Source organism: Uliginosibacterium silvisoli (assembly GCF_036017035.1).
GTDB classification, from domain to species: domain Bacteria; phylum Pseudomonadota; class Gammaproteobacteria; order Burkholderiales; family Rhodocyclaceae; genus Viridibacterium; species Viridibacterium silvisoli.
Map to the genome: position 1 here is coordinate 508,570 of NZ_JAYXHS010000001.1, position 21,841 is coordinate 530,410.

Sequence of the window (21,841 nt, forward strand, 5' to 3'; positions counted from 1 at the left end):
CCGTTTCGACCTGCGGCACATCGCACTGCCCTTCCGGGCAGCTCGATCGCGAAATGGCCGCAAGCGATAAATTTGCACGGATTTACATTCGGCGAGATCCCTTATACTCGCCGCGCATCATCGCGCCATAACCAAATTCAAAGGCCCGGGGGAATCAATATGAAGTTCAAGACGCTGGCTGCCGCCGCAGCCCTGCTCTGCGCGACCGCAGCTTCGCAAGCTGCCAATGTCAGCTTCGTCATCAACTATGTCGATGCACCTGGCGTCGGCTTCAACGACGCCACCTACGGTGTGCAACGCAAGGCCGTGCTGGAAACAGCCGTCAGCTACTGGAGCAATCTGCTGGTCGCCGGCTACGCGGGCGAAACGATCTCTCTCAACGCTGGCAGCGACCCTGCTTCCACCTCCAGCAGCCCCGGCTCGGCCAATGCTTCGCTGGCCTACTACACGATCAACGGCACGCAGTACGACGCAGCTATGGCGCAGCACAAGCTCGGCGTCAATCTGACCACTGCGGCTGATGCAACAAACTCCGCGGGGACCGGTGCTGATGCCCGACTGATCTACAACTTCACCGCCGGCATGACAAGCCAGACTTACCTCGGAACAGATGGCAATCCACCGCCAGACCAGTTCGACATGCTGACTTACTCCAAGCGCTACGTGGCCCATATTCTCGGCCTTGAAAGCCGGATCACCACCGGCCTCGCGAGCCAGGGCGCTTTCCTCGGCGGCATTCCGTCGGCCTACGATCGTCTCGTGGCAGAGAAACAAGCGGATAACAGCTTCCTGTATCTGACCGCGATGACTGACACACAGCGCGTGTCGGCCCTGACCGGCAGCAATCTCTACTGGATGGGCACCAATGCGAAAGCGGCCAATGGTGGCGACTTCCTGAAACTCAACACGCTGCCATTGAAAGCGGACAAGACGATCGACCCGAATGCCGAAGTCTGGGCAGATCCCGTCGAGCAAACCCTGATGTCCTACGGCCCGCTCCGAGGCGTGAGCCGCTCGGCCGACGCGCTGACCTTCGGCCAGCTGCAGGACCTGGGCTGGACGATCGCGGCGGTGCCCGAGCCATCAACCTACGCCATGCTGTTGGCAGGTCTGGGCCTGTGCGGTTTCATCGCCCGTCGCCGCAGCGCCTGAGCGGGCAGCAACTCTCGCCAGAAGGCGCCGCATCGCGGCGCCTTTTTTTTGGAATTGCATACTTGAGTCCCCGGGCTTGATGCTGAGGCCCTGGTCATGCCCAAGCCGTCGTCATTCCCATCCAGCGCCGCTCACCCACTCCCCAAAGCCGCTCGGCTCCCGCTCGACCGCAGGTCAGTCTGTCCTGAGCTTGTCGAGGGGTGGGAATGACGGAGTCCGGGGGGCATCAAGCACGTAGATCATTTTTTGGATAGAGATCAGACAGACCTCGGTCACTGCAACACCAGCAGCGGAACAAGGGTAAGTTGCAAAGCCCCTCCCTGCTAATCTTCGCTGCATGCTCACGACAGCCAGTGCCATCACCTTTCTCGGCCTTTTCGTCTCGCAGCTCAGCGCTCTAAGCGGCATGCCATGGCGATTCATCGCCACCTCATTTTTCATCACCCTGATTGCCGGCTGCGCGGCAGGGATTGTCACGACACCCGGCGCAGCACTCGCCCTTGCGGGCTTGCTTCTCGCCGCACTGTCGCACCACCTTGCCGTCAGGCCATCAGCCAGATCATGGCGCACGCCGTGCATCGTGCTGCTGGCGCTACTTGCGCTTGCACTCGGTTTTCATGCAGTGCCTGGCTTCAAGCCGCAGGTGCTGATGAATGACTTCGGCCGGGATGCTGCGCACACGCTCACATGGCATGCCGACAAGGGCATCGGTGGCTTGCTGTTGCTGATGGCATGCGCCAACTCCCCGCGCACCCGCGACTACCGTCGCTTGATCGCCATGCTGATGCTGTGCCCTGCCGTGCTCACATCAGCCGCACTGCTCGGCGGCATCGCCACACTCGACCCACGCTGGTTGTCGGGCTCCGCAATGTGGCTGCTCGGCAATCTGTTCCTTACGATCGTCGCGGAAGAGGTGTTTTTCAGAGGCCTGCTACAACAGCGCCTCGGCCACTGGCTGCAAGCACGATGGGCATGTGGTCCATGGCCGGCCATCGCGTTCGTTGCGCTACTTTTTGCAGCGGTGCACGCCCCTTGGGGTCTGGGCTTTGCCATCGGCGCAGGGCTCGCTGGCGTGCTGTATGGCGCACTCCATGAACATGGTGGCCTGCGCTGGGCCATCGCAGGGCACGCCATCAGCAATGCGGCCTTGCTGGTGCTGACCCGTTCCCCTCTGGGGTGATCTGCACACGCCGGCTCGCGGCAAACCAGCCTGATTGTGTATCACGGGCCTGCGCTCAGACCGACGGGGCTGCCTGTCTGTAACTGCTTGGGCTAGGATTCCGGGACGAGAACACGCGGGAGACAACACATGCGTCATTTTTCATTCAGCATTCTTGCAATGATCCTGAGTAGTGCATCTCACGCCCAGGCGCCCTCTGCAGCTCCTTCCAGCGCTGCGCCACGCAACGCGATCACGCTTTACGGCGGCTACCGTGCTGGCGGGAGTTTTTCCGAGCAGGACACAGGCAACACGATTGACGTGAAGGACTCCGGCGCAGCATCGCTGGCCGTCGATATCGGCATCGACCCGCAACGCCAGGTTCAGATTTTCCTCTCGCACCAGAGCACCCACATGGATTTCAGCAAGGTGGCCGCCCCCAAGAGCAGTGCGTTGGGTGAATCGCGCCTGCCGCTGACGGTAGACTATCTGCATGTGGGGGGCACCTATTTCTACGAAGGCACGATCGGCACCGGCCCCTACGTCGTTGGCGGCATCGGCGCCTCGATATTCCAGCTCGACGGCCCTGGTTACGGCCAGGAAGTATTCCCCTCGATCAATCTCGGCCTCGGCTACCAGTGGATGTTTGCCCGGCACCTGGCCGTGCGGCTTGAAGGGCGCGTCTATGGCAACCTGCTCAAGGGCAGCGGCGGCATGTTCTGCTCTGGCGGCTGCGTCGTCTCCATCCAGGGCAACAGCCTGGGACAAGCCGAAGCGCTGCTGGGAATCTCGCTGCCGTTCTGATAGCGCGATTCCTGCGGAAGAGCAGGCCTGGACTTGAAACGTGGGCAGGCCAATGAATGACAAGTCCGCACACAGTGCGGACCATTTTCATGGCCTCACATGATCACGCAAGATCTCGCGCCCCACGTCCCGCCCGTTCACCCACATCACCGCATCTGCTGGCACGGCTTTCATGCCTTCGCGCAGGATACGTCGCCCCGTCACCACATCCGCAACGATGCGTGATGAACCCGTAATGCCACGCACGCTGACGTCCATCTGATCACCGTCGAGTTTCGAGTTGGCACTTACCGCCGCAGCCTTGCGACGGAACGCCTCGAAGGCCGCGTCGCTGCCAATGCCTTCCTCCGCATACGCCCATACCGCAATCGAGCCGCGACCTGCCATGCCACCTTCCGCATGCTGCGCGGTGAGTCGCATCGCGTGGTATTGCAGGCCGTCGTTGTAGAGCGTGAAAGGCACGTTGCGGCCTTGCACATTCCAGGCATTGATGAGACGTAACGCGACAGCGACATCTTCGCGGCGCAGCGTGAGCGTGGCGCCGATGGGCACGCTGACTTGCTCGGCCTTGTACTCTCGGAAGTCAAAGCCGCCGAGCAGTTTTGCCACCAGCCCACTCTTGCTCATCTCTTCGAAGCGCAGATCGTTGATGCGCAAGCTGGTCTTGTTGCCAGTGGTGGAATACAGCCAGGCCTTGCACGAGACGGCCCCGGGCGGCGCGGTGTAGCTGTAGGTGCGCTCGGCGAAGTCGATCGCACCCGCGCTGACCTTCTGCGCATGCTCGCCGCCGATGAGATGTCGCTCGGCGTCGTAGAAGTTGAGGTAGAGGAAGACGTCACCGCCCTGCATGGAGGCGGCGATGCGATAGTCCTTGCCGGGTGTGACATCGAACTGACGCGAGAGGCCTACACCAAGCTTGTCGTCCTTGTCGCTCAGCAACACTTCGGGGCGCCCGCTCTTTTCGCTCTCATTTTCCACAATCCTAATCTGCGTGCTGTCGCCATTCGGTGCGATGTCGTAGTTCCACTTGCTGGAGGCGCTGAAGAGTTTCAGCGGTTTGTCGTCGAGCCACATTTCGGCATCGGCTGGCAGGGTGATGATGGATTCGAGTACAGCGTTGTTGACGATGTCATTCTGGATGGAGGCGACAAACAGCACTTCCCCGTCGTTCTGCACGCTACTCAGGAAGGGCTTGAGATGCAGGGCCTTCATGTGGCCGGAGCCAGTCTCGAGCGTCTTGTTGGTGCCGTAGTGATCGCGGCGGCCGTCCACGAAGAAGTCGATGATGGGCACGTCTGCGCCGCCGCCCATATTGATCACCAGCGGTGCGTTGTCGTGGCCTGCGGTGTAACCACTCTCGGCGGAGCTGATGCCGAAATTGCGACCCATGTAGTGCGCAAAGCGCTTCTCCGGCTCTTCGCCCCAGCGTTCAGAGATGAAGCGCGGGAAAGTTTCACTGAGCCATTGGCGTGCGGCGTCAAGCGGCTGCGCCCAGGCGTAAAACTCGTAGGGACCACCCTGCGTCGTGCGGCGTATCGGCCCGTTGCCGAACCATCCTGTCTCGGCCATCTTGGTGTTGAGGGCAGCAACGTTGAACAGACGGTCATAGTCGCGGCTGTGCGCACCACCGAGCCGCATACCGGGCGAATACCAGTGCAGCGCGATGTCGTGCCAGAAGAAGGCCAGACCATCGTTCGCCATCTGGCGCGTGGCGGCATCGTTAGACAGGTTGGCGATGAGCGATAGGTTGTCGAGGTCGACTTCGAAATAGGCCGGACTGAGGAATTCGTTGATGCCGGTGCGCGCGGTGTAGGTCAGCCAGTCACGCAACATGCTGCGGCCCTGCGTGGCGAGTGCGTCGTCCTTCAGCGCCTCGCCCATGGCGATCAGGTTCCAAGTCTTCATGAGGAAGATATTTGTATAGCTGATGCGCACATCGTGTTTCGTGATGCCAGTTTTCGCGAGCGTCATCACCTTGTTCAAGGCATCGCTTTGCACGGTGTTGAGACGGTCCGGAAAAAGTAAAGGGATGAGCGCGAGGCGACGCATGACGAACTCGACGCCATTGCGGTCAACAAGCTTCTGGTCGCCTTGGTACCAGTGCATATTGCCGTAGCTGCGGCTCGTCGCATCGGCGTCCTGCATCGCAACGAGTGCGTTCAAAGCCTGCGTGATTTTCTGCGCGTCGTAATTCACCGCAACCGCGTCGAGCGCGAAGGCTGCGGTGTCGATGGAGGTCTGTCCTTTGCGCAGTTCGCCGTGATCGAACAGACGCGCGTAGCGGCCATCGAGTGATTGGATGAGCCGCACACGTGTCGCTTCGTCGACCTGCCAGGAGGCTGCGTTGGCAAACGTCGAAAGAACGCAGAACAAGGCAACAAAGATGCGGCGCATGCCGAAGCTCCAGCTGGGAGGAAGGACTATTCTGGACGGTTTGGGTTGAAATTGTTCATGAGTTAAAGGCGTGGCACCCTCGTATGCGCTGCCAATGTGCAACATCATCGCGAGCGCGCGGCCAAAGATGCGCTCGATCCCTCATCGCCACGCAGGGGGCCGCCTCCCCACTTGGCGAGTAAGTTGAACTGTCGCAGGATACAGTTCTGATGGGGCGACTTGCTCCGCTCAACATTTCGAACCCACAAGAATGAAAACCCTTTTTGCCATTTTCATTTTGCTGCCTCTGATGCTCAGCGGATGCGGCACGTTGATCAGCAAACGCGGCACGGACATCCACTGGTATGGGGGCTTTACCCCGGGAGATGCGCAGAAGCTGCGCCAGAAACTCGGCCCCGATACGCGCCGCCTGATCATCACCTCGCCAGGCGGCGTAGCGGAAGAGTTCATCGATGTTGCGCACATCGTGCAGGAGCGCGGGATAACGGTCCAGGTAAAGGATTACTGTGCGTCGGCGTGCGCATTCCTGTTCCTTGCAGCGAAGGAGCGCGTGCTGCCTGACGACGCTTTTCTCGCCTTCCACGCCTCTCCGCAGGACATTGCTTTCAGCAATCTGACGCGTGAACAGGCAGAGCAATTTTTTGGAAGTGATGCGGCTACAAATGAATATGCCGTAGCCATGCGAAAACAACTGGCGGCCTTCCGCCGCGATCTTCGGGAAATCTTCGAACGCGCGGGTGTGAGCGCAGATCTCTACGACAAGTTGATCTTGCTCGAAAGAGTGGCTCCGGGCTCAATGAAAATGAAACCGGGCTCGATCAAGCGCGATTCGTCCCAAGAAGGTGAGACCACGCATATCTCGGCCAGATTCGAGTGGACTAGTTGCGGACGGCGGGGGTGGATACCGGACCAGGATGGCTTGACTGGCATTGGTGCCCGCCTTGCCCAGCCCTATAAGCGTCCACCGGAAGAAGCGATTGCCAGGAAAATGCACATGAAGGAGAAAGATCTTCTGTTTCAACGCATCGACGACCTGACCGAGGTGGCGTGCAAGACGTCAAGCGAGGCCAAAAATCCTTCTGCTCAGACGGAAGCTCGACGAGCAGATCACCCTCCCGCAGAAAGGTGACAAGGTTGATCTGACCTGAAAAAGACAAAGGGCACCGTTGGTGCCCTTTGTTTTCTACAACCTCGAGAACGAATCAACGCGGCAGAACGCTGTCACCCATCAGGAATGCATCGACCTCGCGCGCAGCCTGACGGCCTTCGCGGATCGCCCACACCACCAGCGACTGGCCACGGCGCGTATCGCCTGCAGCAAACACCTTCGGCACATTGGTCGCGTAGCAACCGACGCCGTCCGTGGTGGCCTTGGCGTTGCCGCGTGCGTCCTTGTCGACGCCGAAGCCTTCGAGCAGGCCAGCAACCGGGTTGGTGAAGCCCATGGCGAGGAAGACAGCTTCGGCCGGGATTTCCTTTTCGGAACCCGCGACTTCGCTCATCTTCATCTGGCCGGTCTTCTCGTCCTTCTTCCACTCGACTTCAGCGGTAACGACGGCCTTGAGCTTGCCCTTCTCTCCGCGGAATTCCTTGGTGGTGATGGCCCAAGCACGGTCGCAGCCTTCTTCGTGCGAAGAAGAGGTGCGCAGCTTAAGCGGCCAGTAAGGCCACACCATCATCTTGTTCTCCTGCTCGGGAGGTTGCGGCATCAGTTCGAACTGCAGCACGCTCTTGGCACCTTGGCGGTTCGAGGTGCCAACGCAGTCAGAACCGGTGTCACCACCGCCGATGACGACGACATTTTTTCCCGTGACCTTGATCTGATCCTTGAGCTTGTCCCCGGCGTTGACCTTGTTCTGCTGGGGCAGGAATTCCATGGCGAAGTGCACGCCTTCGAGTTCGCGACCGGGGATCGGCAGATCGCGTGGCACTTCGGAACCGGCGGAGAGGATCACCGCGTCGAAGTCCTTGAGGAGTTGCTTCGGCGTGATCTTTTCCTTGGCGTCGTTGCCGATGCCGCCGGGCAGATCCTTGTCGCCCACATAGACGCTGGTCTTGAAGGTCACGCCTTCAGCCTTCATCTGCTCGACGCGTTTGTCGATGTGCGACTTTTCCATCTTGAAGTCGGGGATGCCGTAACGCAGCAGGCCGCCGATGCGGTCGCGCTTCTCGAACACGGTCACATCGTGGCCGACGCGTGCGAGTTGCTGTGCAGCGGCCATGCCGGCAGGGCCGGAGCCGATGACGGCGATCTTCTTGCCGGTCTTCGCCGTAGCAGGCTGTGGCACAACCCAGCCGCTAGCCCAGGCCTTGTCGATGATGGCGTGCTCGATCGACTTGATGCCGACGGGCAGTTCGTGAATACCCAATGTGCATGCCGCTTCGCAAGGCGCCGGACAGATGCGGCCGGTAAACTCGGGGAAGTTGTTGGTCGAGTGCAGGACGTCGATCGCCTCGCGCCAGTTCTGCGTGTAAACGAGGTCATTGAAGTCCGGGATGATGTTGTTCACCGGGCAACCGTTATTGCAGAACGGAATGCCGCAGTCCATGCAACGCGCGCCCTGAACCTTCGCCTGATCGTCCGTCAATGCGATGACGAATTCCTTGTAATGCTTCTTGCGCGTCTCGACGGCTTCGTAGCCTTCGTCCTGACGCTCAAACTCCATGAAGCCTGTAATTTTTCCCATTTCAGTTTTCCCCGATCAAGCTGAAACCGGCTGCGTTGCAGCCGCGTTGATTTCCTTGAGTGCGCGACGATATTCCTTCGGCATGACCTTGACGAAGGCAGCGCGCGACTCTGGCCAGTTCTCCAGCAGGGTCTTCGCACGGAAGCTGCCGGTGTAGCGGAAGTGGCTTTCGATCATGCGGCGCAGGATGACTTCGTCGGCTTCTTGAGCGCTACCGCGCTTCTGGCTGTGCCAGATAGCCTTTTCCATCTTGTCGGTCTGTTCAGCCGTCGGCAGCACGCGCTCCAGATCAACCATCGCCAGATTGCAACGGCCTTCGAACATGCCTTGCGGGTCGTAGATGTACGCGACGCCGCCAGACATACCGGCCGCAAAGTTGCGCCCCGTATCGCCGAGGACAACAACCGTGCCACCCGTCATGTATTCACAACCATGGTCGCCCGTGCCTTCGACGACAGCCGCAGCACCGGAATTGCGCACTGCGAAGCGTTCGCCAGCAACGCCGTTGAAGTGCGCTTCACCACCGGTGGCGCCGAACAGCACGGTGTTGCCAACGATGATGTGCTCCGGACCGAAGCCGCGGAAGTCGTTCGGGCAGCGCACGATGACGCGGCCACCAGCCATCCCCTTACCAACGTAGTCGTTGCCTTCGCCAACCAGGTCGAGCGTCACGCCGTGAGCGAGGAAAGCTGCGAAGCTCTGACCCGCCGTACCGTTGAGCTGGATGTGGATGGTGTCGTCCGGCAGGCCGGCATGACCGTACTTCTTCGCCACTTCGCCGGAGAGCATCGCGCCGACCGAGCGGTTGACGTTGATGATGGGCGAGATGAAGGACACGCGCTCAGCCTTGTCCAGCGCCGGCTTGGCCTTCTCGATGAGCTTGAGATCGAGCGCCTTCTCCAGCAGGTGGTCTTGCTTGATGACGGCAAAGCGCGCGGCATCGGCAGGCACATCCGGCTGATGGAAGATCTTGCTGAAGTCCAGACCCTTGGCTTTCCAGTGCTCGATGGCCTTCTTCTTGTCGAGCAGGTCCGTGCGGCCGATCAGGTCGGTGAACTTGCGGATACCCAGTTGCGCCATCAGCTCGCGCACTTCTTCAGCGATGAAGAAGAAGAAATTAACGACGTGCTCAGGCTTGCCGCTGAATTTCTTGCGCAGCTCTGGATCTTGCGTGGCAACGCCGACCGGGCAGGTATTCAGATGGCATTTACGCATCATGATGCAGCCTTCGACCACCAGCGGTGCAGTCGCGAAGCCGAACTCTTCGGCGCCCAGCATGGCGCCGATGATGACGTCGCGGCCGGTCTTCATCTGACCGTCAGCCTGGACGATGATGCGGTCACGCAGGCCGTTGAGCACCAGCGTCTGTTGCGTTTCAGCCAGACCCAGCTCCCACGGCGAACCCGCATGCTTGATCGACGACAGCGGCGATGCGCCAGTACCGCCATCGTGACCGGCGATCACGACGTGATCGGCCTTGCACTTGGCAACGCCTGCGGCAACCGTGCCAACGCCGACTTCGGACACCAGCTTGACCGAGATGTCAGCCTTCGGATTGACGTTCTTCAGATCGTGGATGAGCTGCGCCAGATCCTCGATGGAGTAGATGTCGTGATGCGGAGGTGGCGAGATAAGGCCCACGCCCGGCACGGAGAAGCGCAGCTTGCCGATGTATTCGGAAACCTTGCCACCCGGCAGCTGACCACCTTCGCCAGGCTTTGCGCCCTGCGCCATCTTGATCTGGATCTGGTCGGCGGACGACAGGTACTCGGCCGTGACGCCGAAGCGACCGGACGCGACCTGCTTGATGCGCGAACGCAGCGAATCACCCTCTTCCAGTGGGACGTCACGCTCGATGACGTCCTTGCCCAGCACGCTGGCCAGCGACTCACCCTTCTTGATGAAGACACCCTTCATCTCGTTGATGTAACGCTTCGGATCCTCACCGCCTTCACCGGTGTTCGACTTGCCGCCGATGCGGTTCATGGCGATAGCCAGCGTAGCGTGCGCTTCCGTGCTGATCGAGCCGAGCGACATGGCGCCGGTAGCGAAACGCTTGACGATTTCCTTGGCGGATTCGACTTCGTCGATGGAGATGGCCTTGCTCGGATCGAGCTTGAACTCGAACAGGCCGCGCAAGGTCATGTGGCGCTTGCTCTGGTCGTTGATGAGCTGAGCGTATTCCTTATACGACTGGAAGCTGCCGGAGCGCGTCGAGTGTTGCAGCTTGGCGATCGAGTCAGGCGTCCACATGTGCTCTTCACCACGAATGCGGAAGGCATATTCGCCGCCAGCATCGAGCGCGTTGGACAGCACTGGCGACAGGCCGAAAGCTTCGTTGTGCAGACGGATGGCTTCTTCTGCCACTTCGAAGATGCCGATGCCTTCGACATTCGACGGCGTGCCGCGGAAGTACTTGTCGACCAGCTCCTTGTTGAGGCCGATGGCTTCGAAAATCTGCGCGCCGCAATAGGACATGTAGGTCGAGATACCCATCTTCGACATGACCTTCTGCAAGCCCTTGCCGATGGCCTTGACGTAGTTCTTGACGACCTTGTCCGGACCGATGTCGGCAGGCATGCCCTTGGCCATGTCGCGCATGGTTTCCATGGCGAGGTAGGGGTGGACCGCTTCGGCGCCGTAGCCAGCGAGCAGCGCGAAGTGGTGCACTTCGCGCGCCGATCCGGTTTCGACGACGAGACCGGTGCTGGTGCGCATGCCCTTCTTCACCAGGTGCTGGTGGATGGCGGACGTGGCGAGCAGTGCCGGGATGGCAACGTTCTCTGCATCCATCTTTCGATCAGAAATGATCAGGATGGTGTAGCCCGACTTCACTGCGTCTTCAGCTTCCGCGCACAGCGAGGCGATACGCGCCTCAACACCTTCCTTGCCCCATGCAACGGGGTAGCAGATGTTCAGTTCGAAGGACTTGAACTTGTTGTCGGTGTAGGTACCGATGTCGCGCAGCTTGGCCATGTCCTTGAAGTCGAGCACGGGCTGCGAGACTTCGAGGCGCATCGGCGGATTGATGTTGTTCAGGTCGAGCAGGTTCGGCTTCGGTCCGATAAAGGAGACGAGCGACATGACGATCTGTTCGCGGATCGGATCGATCGGCGGGTTCGTGACCTGTGCGAACAATTGCTTGAAGTAGTTGTAGAGCGGCTTGAGCTTGTTGGACATGACGGCCAGCGGCGAGTCATTGCCCATCGAGCCAATCGCTTCTTCACCGTTCAGAGCCATCGGCGCCATCAGGAACTTGGTGTCTTCCTGCGTGTAGCCGAACGCCTGCTGGCGGTCGAGCAACGAAGCGCGTTCTTCGATCTTCGGCTCCGGGCCGTCGACTTCGTCGAGCTTGACCTGGATGCGCGAGATCCACTCACGGTAAGGCTTGGCGTTGGCCAGAGCGTCCTTGAGTTCCTTGTCGTCGATGATCCGGCCGGCTTCCATGTCGATGAGGAACATCTTGCCCGGCTGCAGGCGCCACTTCTTGACGATCTTGCTTTCCGGAATCGGCAGCACGCCGGATTCGGAGGCCATGACAACCAGGTCATCTTCGGTGACGAGGTAACGCGCAGGACGCAGACCGTTGCGGTCCAGCGTGGCGCCGATCTGGCGGCCGTCGGTGAATGCGATGGCTGCGGGACCATCCCACGGCTCCATCATGGCAGCGTGGTATTCGTAGAACGCGCGACGGTTCTCGTCCATCAGCGAGTGCTGCTCCCAGGCCTCGGGGATCATCATCATCGCTGCCTGGGCCAGCGGGTAGCCCGCCATGGTCAGCAACTCGACACAGTTGTCGAAAGTCGCCGTGTCCGATTGGCCTTCATATACCAGCGGGTAGAGCTTTTTCAGATCATCGCCGAGGACGGCGGACTTCATCACGCCTTCACGTGCGCGCAGCCAGTTGAAGTTGCCCTTCACCGTGTTGATTTCGCCGTTGTGGGCGATCATGCGATACGGGTGAGCAAGCGGCCATTCCGGGAAGGTGTTGGTCGAGAAACGTTGGTGAACCAGCGCCAGCGCGGACACGCAGCGCGGGTCGGCGAGGTCCTTGTAGTAGACGCCGACCTGCGTGGCCAGCAGCAGGCCTTTGTAGACGACGGTACGTGCCGACATCGACGGCACGAAGTACTCGGCGCCGTGCTTCAGCGCGAGACGCTGGATGGCGTGGCTGGCCAGCTTGCGGATGACGTACAGCTTGCGCTCAAGGGCTTCGGTGACCATGACGTCCGGACCGCGACCGATGAAGATCTGGCGGATCGCGGGCTCCTTGGCACGCACGCGCGGCGACATGGGCATCTCGGCGTCGACCGGCACGTCGCGCCAGCCCAGAACGACCTGTTTCTCGGCACGCACAGCGCGTTCGAGCTCCTGCTCGCAAGCCAGACGCGATGCCTGTTCCTTCGGCAGGAAGATCATGCCGACACCGTACTCGCCAGCCGGCGGCAGCTTCACGCCCTGCTTGGCCATCTCTTCGCGGTAGAAGCTGTCCGGAATCTGGATCAGGATACCGGCGCCGTCGCCCATCAACGGGTCGGCACCAACCGCACCACGGTGGTCAATGTTTTCCAGAATCTTCAGGCCGCCCTGTACGATCTCGTGGCTCTTCTTGCCCTTGATATGGGCAACAAAGCCTACGCCACAGGCATCATGTTCATTGGCTGGATCGTAAAGACCCTGAGCTTCCATCGTCATTTCGCTACTCCTTGCCGGATTCAACAGCCGGGGCCGCTAAGGGCACCAACTGACACAGGCTTGAAATATAAGACCTGACGCTATGCATTCCAAGGATTATTAATAGGGGTCAGAGTGTAAATATACAAAGCACAAAGACAGTGCGGTTTTTAAATAGGGACAGATTATTTTGCGCTCTAACGGTGCGCAAATTGCGCTTGCTGAGGGAGAAAGGACGACCGTACCCGATCCACCACTACGGCGGCACGCCACGATGTACTCGAGGAGAGCCTCTGATCCGCACTCGCGGGAAAGACTCAGGAAATAACGCTGCGCCGGGGACGCCCCTTGGGAAGGGGAGCCGTGCGACGGTTGGCGCTGGCTTCGCTGACCAGATCCGACTCGCCCAGCATCCAGCCACGGTGGGCTGCATAGCGGATGGCAGTCAGCTCATCGTTCGGTTCGCCCGCCTCAAGCATGGCGCGATAGGTCGCCTGTCGCTCGAAAGGTGTATTGCCGAGCGCCCAATAGCGCTCGTGGTCGGTCACAAGAGGCTCGGATGTCAGACCGAAGTGATGGCGACAGCTCGACCAGGGGTAATGCTCCGCCGCAGTGACCAGACCGCTGCGCACAGGATTGAGTTCGATGTAACGATAGCAAGCCAGCACATATTGCTTCGGCTCGATCACGGTCGAACGATAACGCCCTTCCCACAGGGTGCCGGTACGCCCATGGCGATCATTGAAGTAGCGCACATAGCGTCGCCCCAGGCGCTGCATCAAGCTGCCCGCCGCCCCCTCCTCACCTGCGGCAACCAGCAAATGGACATGATTGGGCATCAGCACATAGGCATGCACGGGCAGCCCTACTTCGCGCGCTGCATTCCGCAGGAAATCGCGATAGCAAGCATAGTCGGCTTCGTCCGAGAAAATGCCGATGCCATTGTTGCCGCGCTGGAGCAGCAGCTGCGGCAAACCAGGAACATGAAGGCGGGAGAGGCGACTCATGGCGGGATGTTAGCCCGGATCAGGCCAGGGTCTGTGCCACACGGAACGAACACAGGTGGCGGATCTAGCCGATGGCAAACAAGCGCTGATGCTCTTTCATTGCATAGCGATCCGTCATGCCGGCAATGTAGTCGGCAATGGCGCGCGCCTTGTCTTCGCGGGCTCGCTGCTGGAACTTCGGCGGCAGCAAGCGCACATCACCCATGAAGGCCTCGAACAGCTCTGTAATGACGCGCTTGGCCTTGCTCATTTCACGCAGGACCTGGAAGTGCCAGTAGAGGTTCTCTCGCAGGAAGCGCTGTAGCTGCAACAGCTCCTCACGCATGGCGCCGGAGAAGGCTACAAGCGGGGCCGCCGCACGCACATCAGCGATGGTCTCTATGCCCGCAGCGGCAATGTTCTGCGTCGTCTGACTGATGAGATCCAGCGCGAAGTCGTTGATCATGCGCCGTACGGTCTCATGAATCAGACGTCGCCCGGCAAGCCCCGGATATTGCGCCTTGAGTGCCATGCTGTGACGCGCGAACGGCTCCACCTGTTCGAGCTGCTCGAGCGTAATCAAGCCTGCGCGCAAGCCATCATCCACGTCGTGATTGTTGTAGGCCACCGCGTCGGCCAGATTGCACAGCTGTGCCTCGAGCGAAGGCTGCGTCTTGTCCAGAAAGCGCTGACCGACATCGCCGAGGAGCGCCGCATTCTTCAGCGAGCAGTGCTTGAGGATGCCCTCACGCGTTTCGAAGGTCAGATTGAGGCCGTCAAACTCTGCGTAGCGCTCTTCGAGGAGATCGACGATACGCAAGGACTGCAGGTTGTGCTCAAAGCCCCCGTACTCGCGCATGCAGTCATTCAAGGCATCTTGGCCAGCATGGCCGAATGGCGTGTGGCCAAGATCGTGCGATAGGGAAATCGCTTCGACCAGATCTTCGTTGAGCCGGAGCGCCCGCGCGAGCGAGCGCGCGATCTGCGCAACCTCGATGCTGTGCGTGAGGCGCGTACGGAACAGATCACCTTCGTGATTGACGAAAACCTGCGTCTTGTACTCGAGGCGCCTGAAAGCCGTGCAATGGATGACGCGATCACGATCGCGCTGGAACTGACTACGGGACGAAGGCGACGGCTCGTTCACCGCACGACCATGACTATTGTCGTCGGACACGGCGTAGGGCGCGAGCAGTCCGTTACTCATCTCAGTCACTGCATGCAGCAATAGCTGCCTTGATATCTGCAAGAGACGCATCGTCGCGAATCACGGCACGGCCGATCTGCTCCAGCAGGATCAGCCGCATGCGTCCGTCTTCGACCTTCTTGTCGTGGCGCATCAAATCGACATAGCGATCAACACCCAGTGCAGGCCCGGCCACTGGCAGGCCTGCTCGCGCAAACAAGCGACGCACACGTTCAACATCTGCCGCACTGAGCATGCCAAGCCGTGCGGACAGCTCGGCCGCCATGATCGTGCCGGCGGCAACGGCTTCGCCGTGTAACCAGGCGCCATAGCCCATGCCCGTCTCGATGGCATGCCCGAAGGTGTGACCCAGATTGAGATGCGCGCGCTCGCCTTGCTCGGTCTCATCTGCAATCACGACCGTTGCCTTGATGCGGCAATTCCACTCAACCGCCTCGGCCAGCAAATCCACATCACAGGCCAGAAGCCCGTCCATGTTCGCTTCCAGCCAATCCACGCGCGCTGCATCGCGAATCAAAGCGTGCTTGATGACCTCTGCCAGACCTGCGCGTAACTCGCGAATCGGCAGCGTGCGCAAGGTACCAACATCCGCGAGCACCAGCTTGGGCTGGTAGAACGCGCCAATCATGTTCTTGCCAAGCGGGTGATTAATGGCCGTCTTGCCACCGACCGACGAATCGACCTGCGACAGCAAGGTCGTCGGCACCTGAATGAAAGGCACGCCACGCTGGTAAGCTGCCGCCGCAAAGCCGGTCATGTCTCCAATGACGCCGCCCCCCAAGGCAACCATCGTCACCGAACGCTCACACCGGGCCTCAAGCAGCCCGGTGAAAATCAGGTTGAGCGTCTCCCAGTTTTTATTCGCCTCACCATCCGGCAAGACGATGGGAGTGACTGCCACGCCCGCATCACGCAAGGACGCAGACAAGGCTTCAAGATAGATTGGGCCAACCACGTCGTTCGTGACGATCGCCACACGCGGGCGCTTGAGATACGGCACGATCAACTCTGCCTGCGATAGCAAACCGTGGCCAATACGGATCGGATACGCGCGGCTACCCAGCGCTACGTCGAGTGTGCGCACTGCTTTTCCCATTCTCTGAGGATGCGGCCAACTGCCGCTTGTGAATTGTTGCGTGCGCCATCAATGATGATGTCCGCGACTTCCCGATACAGCGCATCCCGCTGTTCCCGCAAACCATCCAGCTTGGCTCGTGGATCCGCCACCTGCAGCAAAGGACGATTGGTATCGTGCCGAGTACGATCCAGCAGGACATGCGTAGGCACATCGAGATAGATCACCCAGCCGGTGCTCATCAGCACCTTGCGAGTACCAGAGTCCAGAATGGCCCCACCACCAGTGGCCAGGACGATGCCCGCATGCTGAGACAGCTCTTCGATCACGGAGGCTTCGCGCTTGCGAAAGCCCTCTTCGCCTTCCATCTCGAAGATTACCGGGATGCGCACGCCCGTCCGATGCTCGATCTCATGGTCAGAATCGATGAAGCGGCGGCCCAAGCGGCGCGCCAAGGCACGACCAATCGTGGTCTTGCCCGAACCCATGAGTCCTACCAGGTAGATGTTGCCAGACTGGATATTCACGACGCGATTCTAGCAGTCCGCGCTGATCGGGCAAAAAATAAAGCCGCTGCAGGCTCACGCCTGAAGCGGCTCTACGAGGGCAACCTCGCTTAGCGCAATGCTGTCTGCTCGGTCAGGATGCGTGGCGTGATGAACACCAGCAACTCAGTCTTGGTGTCAGAACGTTCATTTTCACGGAACAGATAGCCCAGGATCGGAAGGTCTCCGAGCAACGGGATCTTGTTCGTAATGTTCTTCGTATCCTGTTGGTAGATACCGCCCAGCACAACCGTGCCGCCGTTTTCAACCAGAACTTGGGTGCTCACGTGCTTGGTATCGATTGCGATCCCTGAACTGGTGGAGAGCAAGGTATTTGGCGAATCCTTGTTCACATCGACGGTCAGAGCGATTCTTCCGTCAGGCGTCACTTGTGGTTTCACCTTGAGCGACAGATTGGCTTTGCGGAAAGAGACCGCGGTCGCACCCGAACTTGTCGCCAACTGGTAAGGCAATTCAACACCCTGCTCAATCAAGGCTTCCATCTGGTCAGATGTCATGACACGGGGTCGGGAAACAATCTTGCCGCGGCCATCAGCCTCCAACGCGGAAATCTCCAAGCCCAAGTATCGCGTTCCCGCAGCATTATAGAGAATCGATGAGATCTGACCCGCAGCCTTCCCCGCAATTGCCGGTGCGGGTAAATTCACAGCCTGACCATCAGTCAAGAAATTAGGTTTGGTTTCGACGATACCTGCTTGATAGGACGTAGAACCGATACCTGCACCTACAGTAGTTTTGGGCAGACCGTTATATGTATTGCCCAGCAAGCCCAGGAAGCTGAGACGCACACCCAGATTGCGGGCAAAGCTATCTGAAGCTTCGACGATCTGAGCTTCGATCAACACCTGCTTCACCGGTACGTCGATCTCACCGATAATGCGGCGCAATTCTTCGAGGCGCGCAGCTACGTCCGTGACGAACAGTTTATTGCTGCGCTCATCAACGATCACAACGCCACGCTTTGACAGCATGGTGTTTTCCTTCTTGGTCAAGAAGTCGAAGATCGCTGTAGCCTTGTGGTAATTGATCTGGAAGTTCTCTGTACGCAGCGGTTCCAGGTCCGCAATCTGAGCCTTCGAATCGAGCTCCAGCTTCTCACGGGCAGCCAGTTCGTCACGCGGCGCAATCCAGATTACATTGCCGTTCTTGCGCATATCCAGCCCCTTGGCCTGGAGGATGATTTCCAGAGCCTGATCCCAAGGCACATCCTTGAGACGAAGCGTCAGCGCACCACTCACCGAATCGCTGGTGATGATGTTGAAGTTCGTGAAGTCCGCAATCACTTGCAGCACAGAGCGCACATCGATGTTCTGGAAATTCAGCGACAGCTTCTCGCCCGCATACTTCGGCGTCCGGCCGCTGCCTTGCACCAGCTTGTTCGGATCCTCTTTGACAGCCTTGACTTCAATTACGAACTGGCTGTCCGTCTGATACGCATTGTGCTCCCACAGACCTTTCGGACTGATCACCATACGTACCGCGGTGCCGTTCTGCGTCGTGACCACCGTATTTACCGGCGTAGCAAAATCAGTCACATCAAGACTGCGGCGGAGATTGTCGGGCAAAGCCGTCTTGAGGAATTCAACAACAAGGTTGCCACCTTGTTGGCGGATATCGATGCCGGTATTGGCATCCGACAGATCGACCACGACTCGACCTTCACCGTCCTTACCGCGACGGAAATTTACATCCCGAACCTTATGCGCATCCGGACCTCCTTGTTGCTCGGCAAAACGCGCAGTCGTTGTGGCTTCCGGTGATTTCGCGGTTGCTGCCGCCAGCGTAATCACGAGATCGCGGCCTTCAATGCTGGTGGAATAGCTGAGGGTACGCGCCAGATTGAGCACGAGCCGCGTGCGATCCGCCACCTGAACCAGATTGGCGCTCCGCAGATCGCCTTCATTCAATGAAATAGCAGTACGGCCAGTCCCGTTCAATGTGCCGGGAAAATCGATAGCCACTCGCGACGGATTGGAAACACTGAAGCTGCCGACCTGCGCCCCAAGCGGCTCTTTGAGCGTCACCCGCACCACGAGATTGCCGCTGACCTGGCTTGCCTTGACCGTTTCGATCGAGTTCTTGCCAGACACAGTAGCCGCAGATGCGGGCTGCTGTGCACTCGACACCCCTGCAAACAGGGAAAGGATGGCAACTACAGCTAGCGCCTGGATTTTTTGAGAAGTTTTCATCGCTTTGCCTCCTGCTCCTGCAGTTGCATAGTACCCATCCGTTCGACCCAGTCGCCATTGGCGTCTTCGATCAATTCCTTAAGGGCTAATTCGGTTTCAGAAATTTTGGTCACGAGCCCGAAGTTCTGCCCGATATAGTTACCAGTGCGTATCTGGTAGATAGTCTTGTCGGCCTGAACCAGGGCAACAGGCTTACCGTCTTTCGAAATCATCATCCCCACCAGCTTGAGCGACTCGAGCGGATATGCCTCAAGCGGCTCACGACGACGATTCGTGTCTGGGCGGTTAGCGCCTGCACCACGCTTTTCCGGATCCAGCTTTGATGCTAGGAAGGGATCTCCCACTGTTGCAGAATCAAAATCTACAACCGCAAAGGTTTTCAGCTGCGGCAGCGGCGGCACCCGACCACGCATATTCGCCTGCTCCGCCTGCATCCAGTTCTTGATGTCCTGATGTTCGTCAGCGCCACAAGCGGACAGGAGTAGCGCCAGCGTCAGGACAGCAAGGCCGCCCCCAAAGCTTGAGTGACACTTGAGCATCACCGTCCTCATTTCTTCACCGCCGCAGATTTTTCGCGTTTTTGCTTTGCGACCTCTTCGTCATCGAGGTAACGATAGGTCACGGCACTTGCATCCATCTTCAGACCATTAGCCCCGGCTGACTCAACCACGATATCCCGCAAAGTCACAATGCGCGGCAGCTTGGCGACGTCCGCGGCAAAATTCCCCAAGTCGCTATATGTCCCCGTCACACGCAACGCGATGGGCAACTCGGCGTAAAACTCCCTGACCGACTCGGTGCCGGGTTTCCACAACTCGAACTGCAACCCACGCCCACGCCCGGCCTGATTCACATCAACAAGCAGCGCCTCCATCTCCGAACGATTAGGCAGTTGCTTGAGCAGCGCGCCAAACTGTCGATCAATATCGGCCAGTTGTCGCTTGTACTCGTCAAGGTTGACTGCCTGGCGCTTCTTGCCCAGCCATTCATCCTTCAGTTTGACCTCTTCTTCCTTGCGCTGATCAAGTGTTTCCAACTGCGTACTCCAGTCAAACCACCAAGCACATCCGATGGTCACAATGAATACAACAGCCAGAACCACCACACGAGGGGCTACCGGCCAGACGCCCGGGTCATTCGGGTCGATCTGCCGGAAATCATTGACGATCTGCTCGAAATTCAAGCCGCGCATGGACTGAAATGCCTTGGGAGCGTTCATTTGGCAGGCTCCTTGGCTGCGGACTTGTTCTGGTCAGAATCTTCTATCGGCGCTCTCTCGATCGACACGAACAGATTGAAGTCCCCGACACGACGCCGATTGAAATCCGCAGCCTTGATTTCTACCAATTCCGGTTTTTCGAAAATCGGAGAAGCATCGAGATTTCGCATGAGCTGCGACACGCGCGCATTGGATTGGGCATATCCCAGCAAGTTGATGCGGACACCACTTTGCTTGACCGAGCGGATGAATACACCTTCAGGCACCTGCTTGCCCAGTTCATTGAAGATGTGGACCGTTTCTGCGCGATTGCTTTGCAGGGATTCGATCACCTGCTTGCGTGACAGAAGTGATTGCGTCTGCTCTTGCAAACGCTTGATTTCAGCGATTTCCTTGTCGAGCACAGCGATTTCGCGTTTGACGAAATCATTGGACGACTCTTGCGCATCGATACGTTGGCCAATCAAGGTATGGCCGACAAACCAGACCACACCACCCAACAAGGCCACCAAACCCAGTAACGTATAAAACTGCGTGCGGCGTTGTTTACGTGCCTCTTCGCGATGAGGCAGAAGATTGATGCGGATCATGCGTCGAACCTCCGCATGGCCAAGCCACAGGCGACCATCAGTGCAGGCGCGTCACTCGCCAGATTCTTCGGGCGAATACGCTGTGCCAGCGACATTCCGACGAAGGGGTTGGCAACCTGGGTAGCAACCTGCGTACGGCCTGCAACGATCTGCTCGAGCCCCGGAACGACCGCGCATCCACCGGCAAGTACGATCTGGTCTACTTGATTGAACTGCGTGGATGTAAAGAAGAACTGCAGGGCACGCGACACCTCCAGACCCAGACTGTCCATGAACGGCCGCAGCAGCTCGTGCTCGTAATTCTCTGGAAGGCTACCGGAGCGCTTCGCCGCCTCGGCCTCTTCACTGCTCATGCCGTAATTGCGCATGATGTCCTGCGTAAGCTGGTAACCACCGAAAGCCTGTTCGCGTGCATACAGCACATTTTCGTCACGCATGATCGCCACTTTCATGACGTTCGCGCCGATATCGACCATGGCAACCACCTTGCCCTCGCCCTCATCCTTGTCGAGCTTGCGCCGGATCAATTCAAAGGCGGCCTGTGCCGCAAAGGACTCGGCATCCATCACGAGCGCCTTGAGGCCAGCAGACTCCGCGGCAGCAACGCGATCTTCCACCTTTTCTTTGCGCGACGCTGCGATCAAGACTTCAACTTCATCAGCGCCACCCGGCATCGGGCCAAGCACCTGGAAGTCCAGATTGACCTCTTCGATCGCAAAAGGAATGTACTGGTTGGCTTCGGATTCGACCTGAACTTCCATGTCGAGCTCGCGCAAACCGGCAGGCAGCGAGATCTTCTTGGTAATGACTGCGGCAGCCGGCAAGGCCAGCGCAACATTCTTGGTGTTCGTGCCGAGTCGCTTCCAGGCTTTGCGGATGGCATCAGCCACCACATCCAGACTGGCGATATTCCCGTCGCTCACTGCATCACGCGGCAAGGGCTCGATGGCGTAGCGCTCTAGGCGGTACTGGTTCGAGGCTTCTGTAAGCTCGACCATTTTTACTGCAGAAGACGAAATATCCAGCCCAATCAAGGGTCGGGAACGTCCTCCCAGCAAGGAAGCGAAATCAATCACGCGAGGCCATCCTGTGGAATATCGTTTAAAATCAGGCGGTTATACGCAATACCACAAATCTAC

The 21,841-nt window shown here is 59.0% G+C and carries 16 protein-coding genes; 4 read left to right on the forward strand and 12 right to left on the reverse strand.

Annotation, left to right across the window (positions count from 1 at the left end):
• Positions 1–159: 159 nt before the first annotated feature.
• The 3 genes from VVD49_RS02410 to VVD49_RS02420 all read left to right on the forward strand — a co-directional run bounded on the left by VVD49_RS02410 (position 160) and on the right by VVD49_RS02420 (position 3,115).
• Complete coding sequence (locus VVD49_RS02410; RefSeq protein WP_327597529.1) at positions 160–1,152, forward strand: PEP-CTERM sorting domain-containing protein; 993 nt, start codon at positions 160–162, stop codon at positions 1,150–1,152.
• A gap of 337 nt (positions 1,153–1,489) precedes the next feature.
• Positions 1,490–2,332: a CPBP family intramembrane glutamic endopeptidase gene (locus VVD49_RS02415; protein WP_327597530.1), complete on the forward strand. Its 843-nt coding sequence runs from the start codon at positions 1,490–1,492 to the stop codon at positions 2,330–2,332.
• 129 nt (positions 2,333–2,461) lie between these two features.
• The gene (locus VVD49_RS02420) at positions 2,462–3,115 is read left to right on the forward strand and encodes a hypothetical protein (RefSeq protein ID WP_327597531.1); all 654 of its coding nucleotides are present in this window, start codon (positions 2,462–2,464) and stop codon (positions 3,113–3,115) included.
• An 87-nt stretch (positions 3,116–3,202) separates the two neighbouring features.
• Here the strand turns inward: VVD49_RS02420 and VVD49_RS02425 are convergent, their stop codons facing one another.
• Positions 3,203–5,509, reverse strand: a complete 2,307-nt coding sequence (locus VVD49_RS02425) for a hypothetical protein (protein WP_327597532.1) — start codon at positions 5,507–5,509, stop codon at positions 3,203–3,205.
• A gap of 250 nt (positions 5,510–5,759) precedes the next feature.
• Here VVD49_RS02425 and VVD49_RS02430 point away from each other — a divergent pair, with 250 nt between their 5' ends.
• Positions 5,760–6,638, forward strand: a complete 879-nt coding sequence (locus tag VVD49_RS02430) for a hypothetical protein (RefSeq protein ID WP_327597533.1) — start codon at positions 5,760–5,762, stop codon at positions 6,636–6,638.
• Positions 6,639–6,711: 73 nt separating this feature from the next.
• Here the strand turns inward: VVD49_RS02430 and VVD49_RS02435 are convergent, their stop codons facing one another.
• From VVD49_RS02435 to VVD49_RS02485, 11 genes are all read right to left on the reverse strand, one after another.
• Positions 6,712–8,196: a glutamate synthase subunit beta gene (locus tag VVD49_RS02435; RefSeq protein WP_327597534.1), complete on the reverse strand. Its 1,485-nt coding sequence runs from the start codon at positions 8,194–8,196 to the stop codon at positions 6,712–6,714.
• 15 nt (positions 8,197–8,211) lie between these two features.
• Positions 8,212–12,891 carry a glutamate synthase-related protein gene (locus VVD49_RS02440; protein ID WP_327597535.1) on the reverse strand — a complete coding sequence of 1,560 codons (4,680 nt, stop codon included), beginning with the start codon at positions 12,889–12,891 and terminating at the stop codon, positions 8,212–8,214.
• Between the two features lie 296 nt (positions 12,892–13,187).
• Positions 13,188–13,877: a transposase gene (locus tag VVD49_RS02445; protein ID WP_327597536.1), complete on the reverse strand. Its 690-nt coding sequence runs from the start codon at positions 13,875–13,877 to the stop codon at positions 13,188–13,190.
• Between the two features lie 64 nt (positions 13,878–13,941).
• Positions 13,942–15,063, reverse strand: a complete 1,122-nt coding sequence (locus tag VVD49_RS02450) for a deoxyguanosinetriphosphate triphosphohydrolase (protein WP_327597537.1) — start codon at positions 15,061–15,063, stop codon at positions 13,942–13,944.
• A gap of 1 nt (position 15,064) precedes the next feature.
• Entirely contained in the window at positions 15,065–16,147 is a 1,083-nt protein-coding gene (gene aroB / locus VVD49_RS02455; RefSeq protein WP_327598933.1) for a 3-dehydroquinate synthase, read from the reverse strand.
• The gene (locus VVD49_RS02460) at positions 16,129–16,638 is read right to left on the reverse strand and encodes a shikimate kinase (RefSeq protein WP_416384890.1); all 510 of its coding nucleotides are present in this window, start codon (positions 16,636–16,638) and stop codon (positions 16,129–16,131) included. Before VVD49_RS02460 ends, aroB begins: the two co-directional genes overlap by 19 nt.
• 116 nt (positions 16,639–16,754) lie before the next feature.
• A complete protein-coding gene (pilQ, locus tag VVD49_RS02465; RefSeq protein WP_327597539.1) occupies positions 16,755–18,893 on the reverse strand; it encodes a type IV pilus secretin PilQ in 2,139 nt (712 codons plus the stop codon).
• Positions 18,890–19,432 (reverse strand): pilus assembly protein PilP, encoded by a 543-nt coding sequence (locus tag VVD49_RS02470; protein ID WP_327597540.1) that lies wholly within the window; start codon positions 19,430–19,432, stop codon positions 18,890–18,892. Before VVD49_RS02470 ends, pilQ begins: the two co-directional genes overlap by 4 nt.
• Positions 19,433–19,440: 8 nt before the next feature.
• Positions 19,441–20,112, reverse strand: a complete 672-nt coding sequence (locus VVD49_RS02475; RefSeq protein ID WP_327597541.1) for a type IV pilus inner membrane component PilO — start codon at positions 20,110–20,112, stop codon at positions 19,441–19,443.
• Entirely contained in the window at positions 20,109–20,702 is a 594-nt protein-coding gene (locus tag VVD49_RS02480; protein WP_327597542.1) for a PilN domain-containing protein, read from the reverse strand. The genes VVD49_RS02475 and VVD49_RS02480 overlap by 4 nt, the downstream gene beginning before the upstream one ends.
• Positions 20,699–21,778, reverse strand: a complete 1,080-nt coding sequence (locus VVD49_RS02485) for a pilus assembly protein PilM (RefSeq protein ID WP_327597543.1) — start codon at positions 21,776–21,778, stop codon at positions 20,699–20,701. The genes VVD49_RS02480 and VVD49_RS02485 overlap by 4 nt, the downstream gene beginning before the upstream one ends.
• Positions 21,779–21,841 lie beyond the last annotated feature (63 nt).

Bases quoted from the DNA above. Each gene is read 5' to 3' on its own strand.
- VVD49_RS02430 (WP_327597533.1), top strand. From the start codon at position 5,760: ATGAAAACCCTTTTTGCCATTTTCATTTTGCTGCCTCTGATGCTCAGC.
- VVD49_RS02435 (WP_327597534.1), bottom strand. From the start codon at position 8,196: ATGGGAAAAATTACAGGCTTCATGGAGTTTGAGCGTCAGGACGAAGGC.
- VVD49_RS02470 (WP_327597540.1), bottom strand. From the start codon at position 19,432: ATGCTCAAGTGTCACTCAAGCTTTGGGGGCGGCCTTGCTGTCCTGACG.
- VVD49_RS02475 (WP_327597541.1), bottom strand. From the start codon at position 20,112: ATGAACGCTCCCAAGGCATTTCAGTCCATGCGCGGCTTGAATTTCGAG.
- pilQ (WP_327597539.1), bottom strand. From the start codon at position 18,893: ATGAAAACTTCTCAAAAAATCCAGGCGCTAGCTGTAGTTGCCATCCTT.
- VVD49_RS02425 (WP_327597532.1), bottom strand. From the start codon at position 5,509: ATGCGCCGCATCTTTGTTGCCTTGTTCTGCGTTCTTTCGACGTTTGCC.
- VVD49_RS02445 (WP_327597536.1), bottom strand. From the start codon at position 13,877: ATGAGTCGCCTCTCCCGCCTTCATGTTCCTGGTTTGCCGCAGCTGCTG.
- VVD49_RS02450 (WP_327597537.1), bottom strand. From the start codon at position 15,063: ATGAGTAACGGACTGCTCGCGCCCTACGCCGTGTCCGACGACAATAGT.
- VVD49_RS02440 (WP_327597535.1), bottom strand. From the start codon at position 12,891: ATGACGATGGAAGCTCAGGGTCTTTACGATCCAGCCAATGAACATGAT.
- VVD49_RS02410 (WP_327597529.1), top strand. From the start codon at position 160: ATGAAGTTCAAGACGCTGGCTGCCGCCGCAGCCCTGCTCTGCGCGACC.
- VVD49_RS02480 (WP_327597542.1), bottom strand. From the start codon at position 20,702: ATGATCCGCATCAATCTTCTGCCTCATCGCGAAGAGGCACGTAAACAA.
- VVD49_RS02420 (WP_327597531.1), top strand. From the start codon at position 2,462: ATGCGTCATTTTTCATTCAGCATTCTTGCAATGATCCTGAGTAGTGCA.
- VVD49_RS02415 (WP_327597530.1), top strand. From the start codon at position 1,490: ATGCTCACGACAGCCAGTGCCATCACCTTTCTCGGCCTTTTCGTCTCG.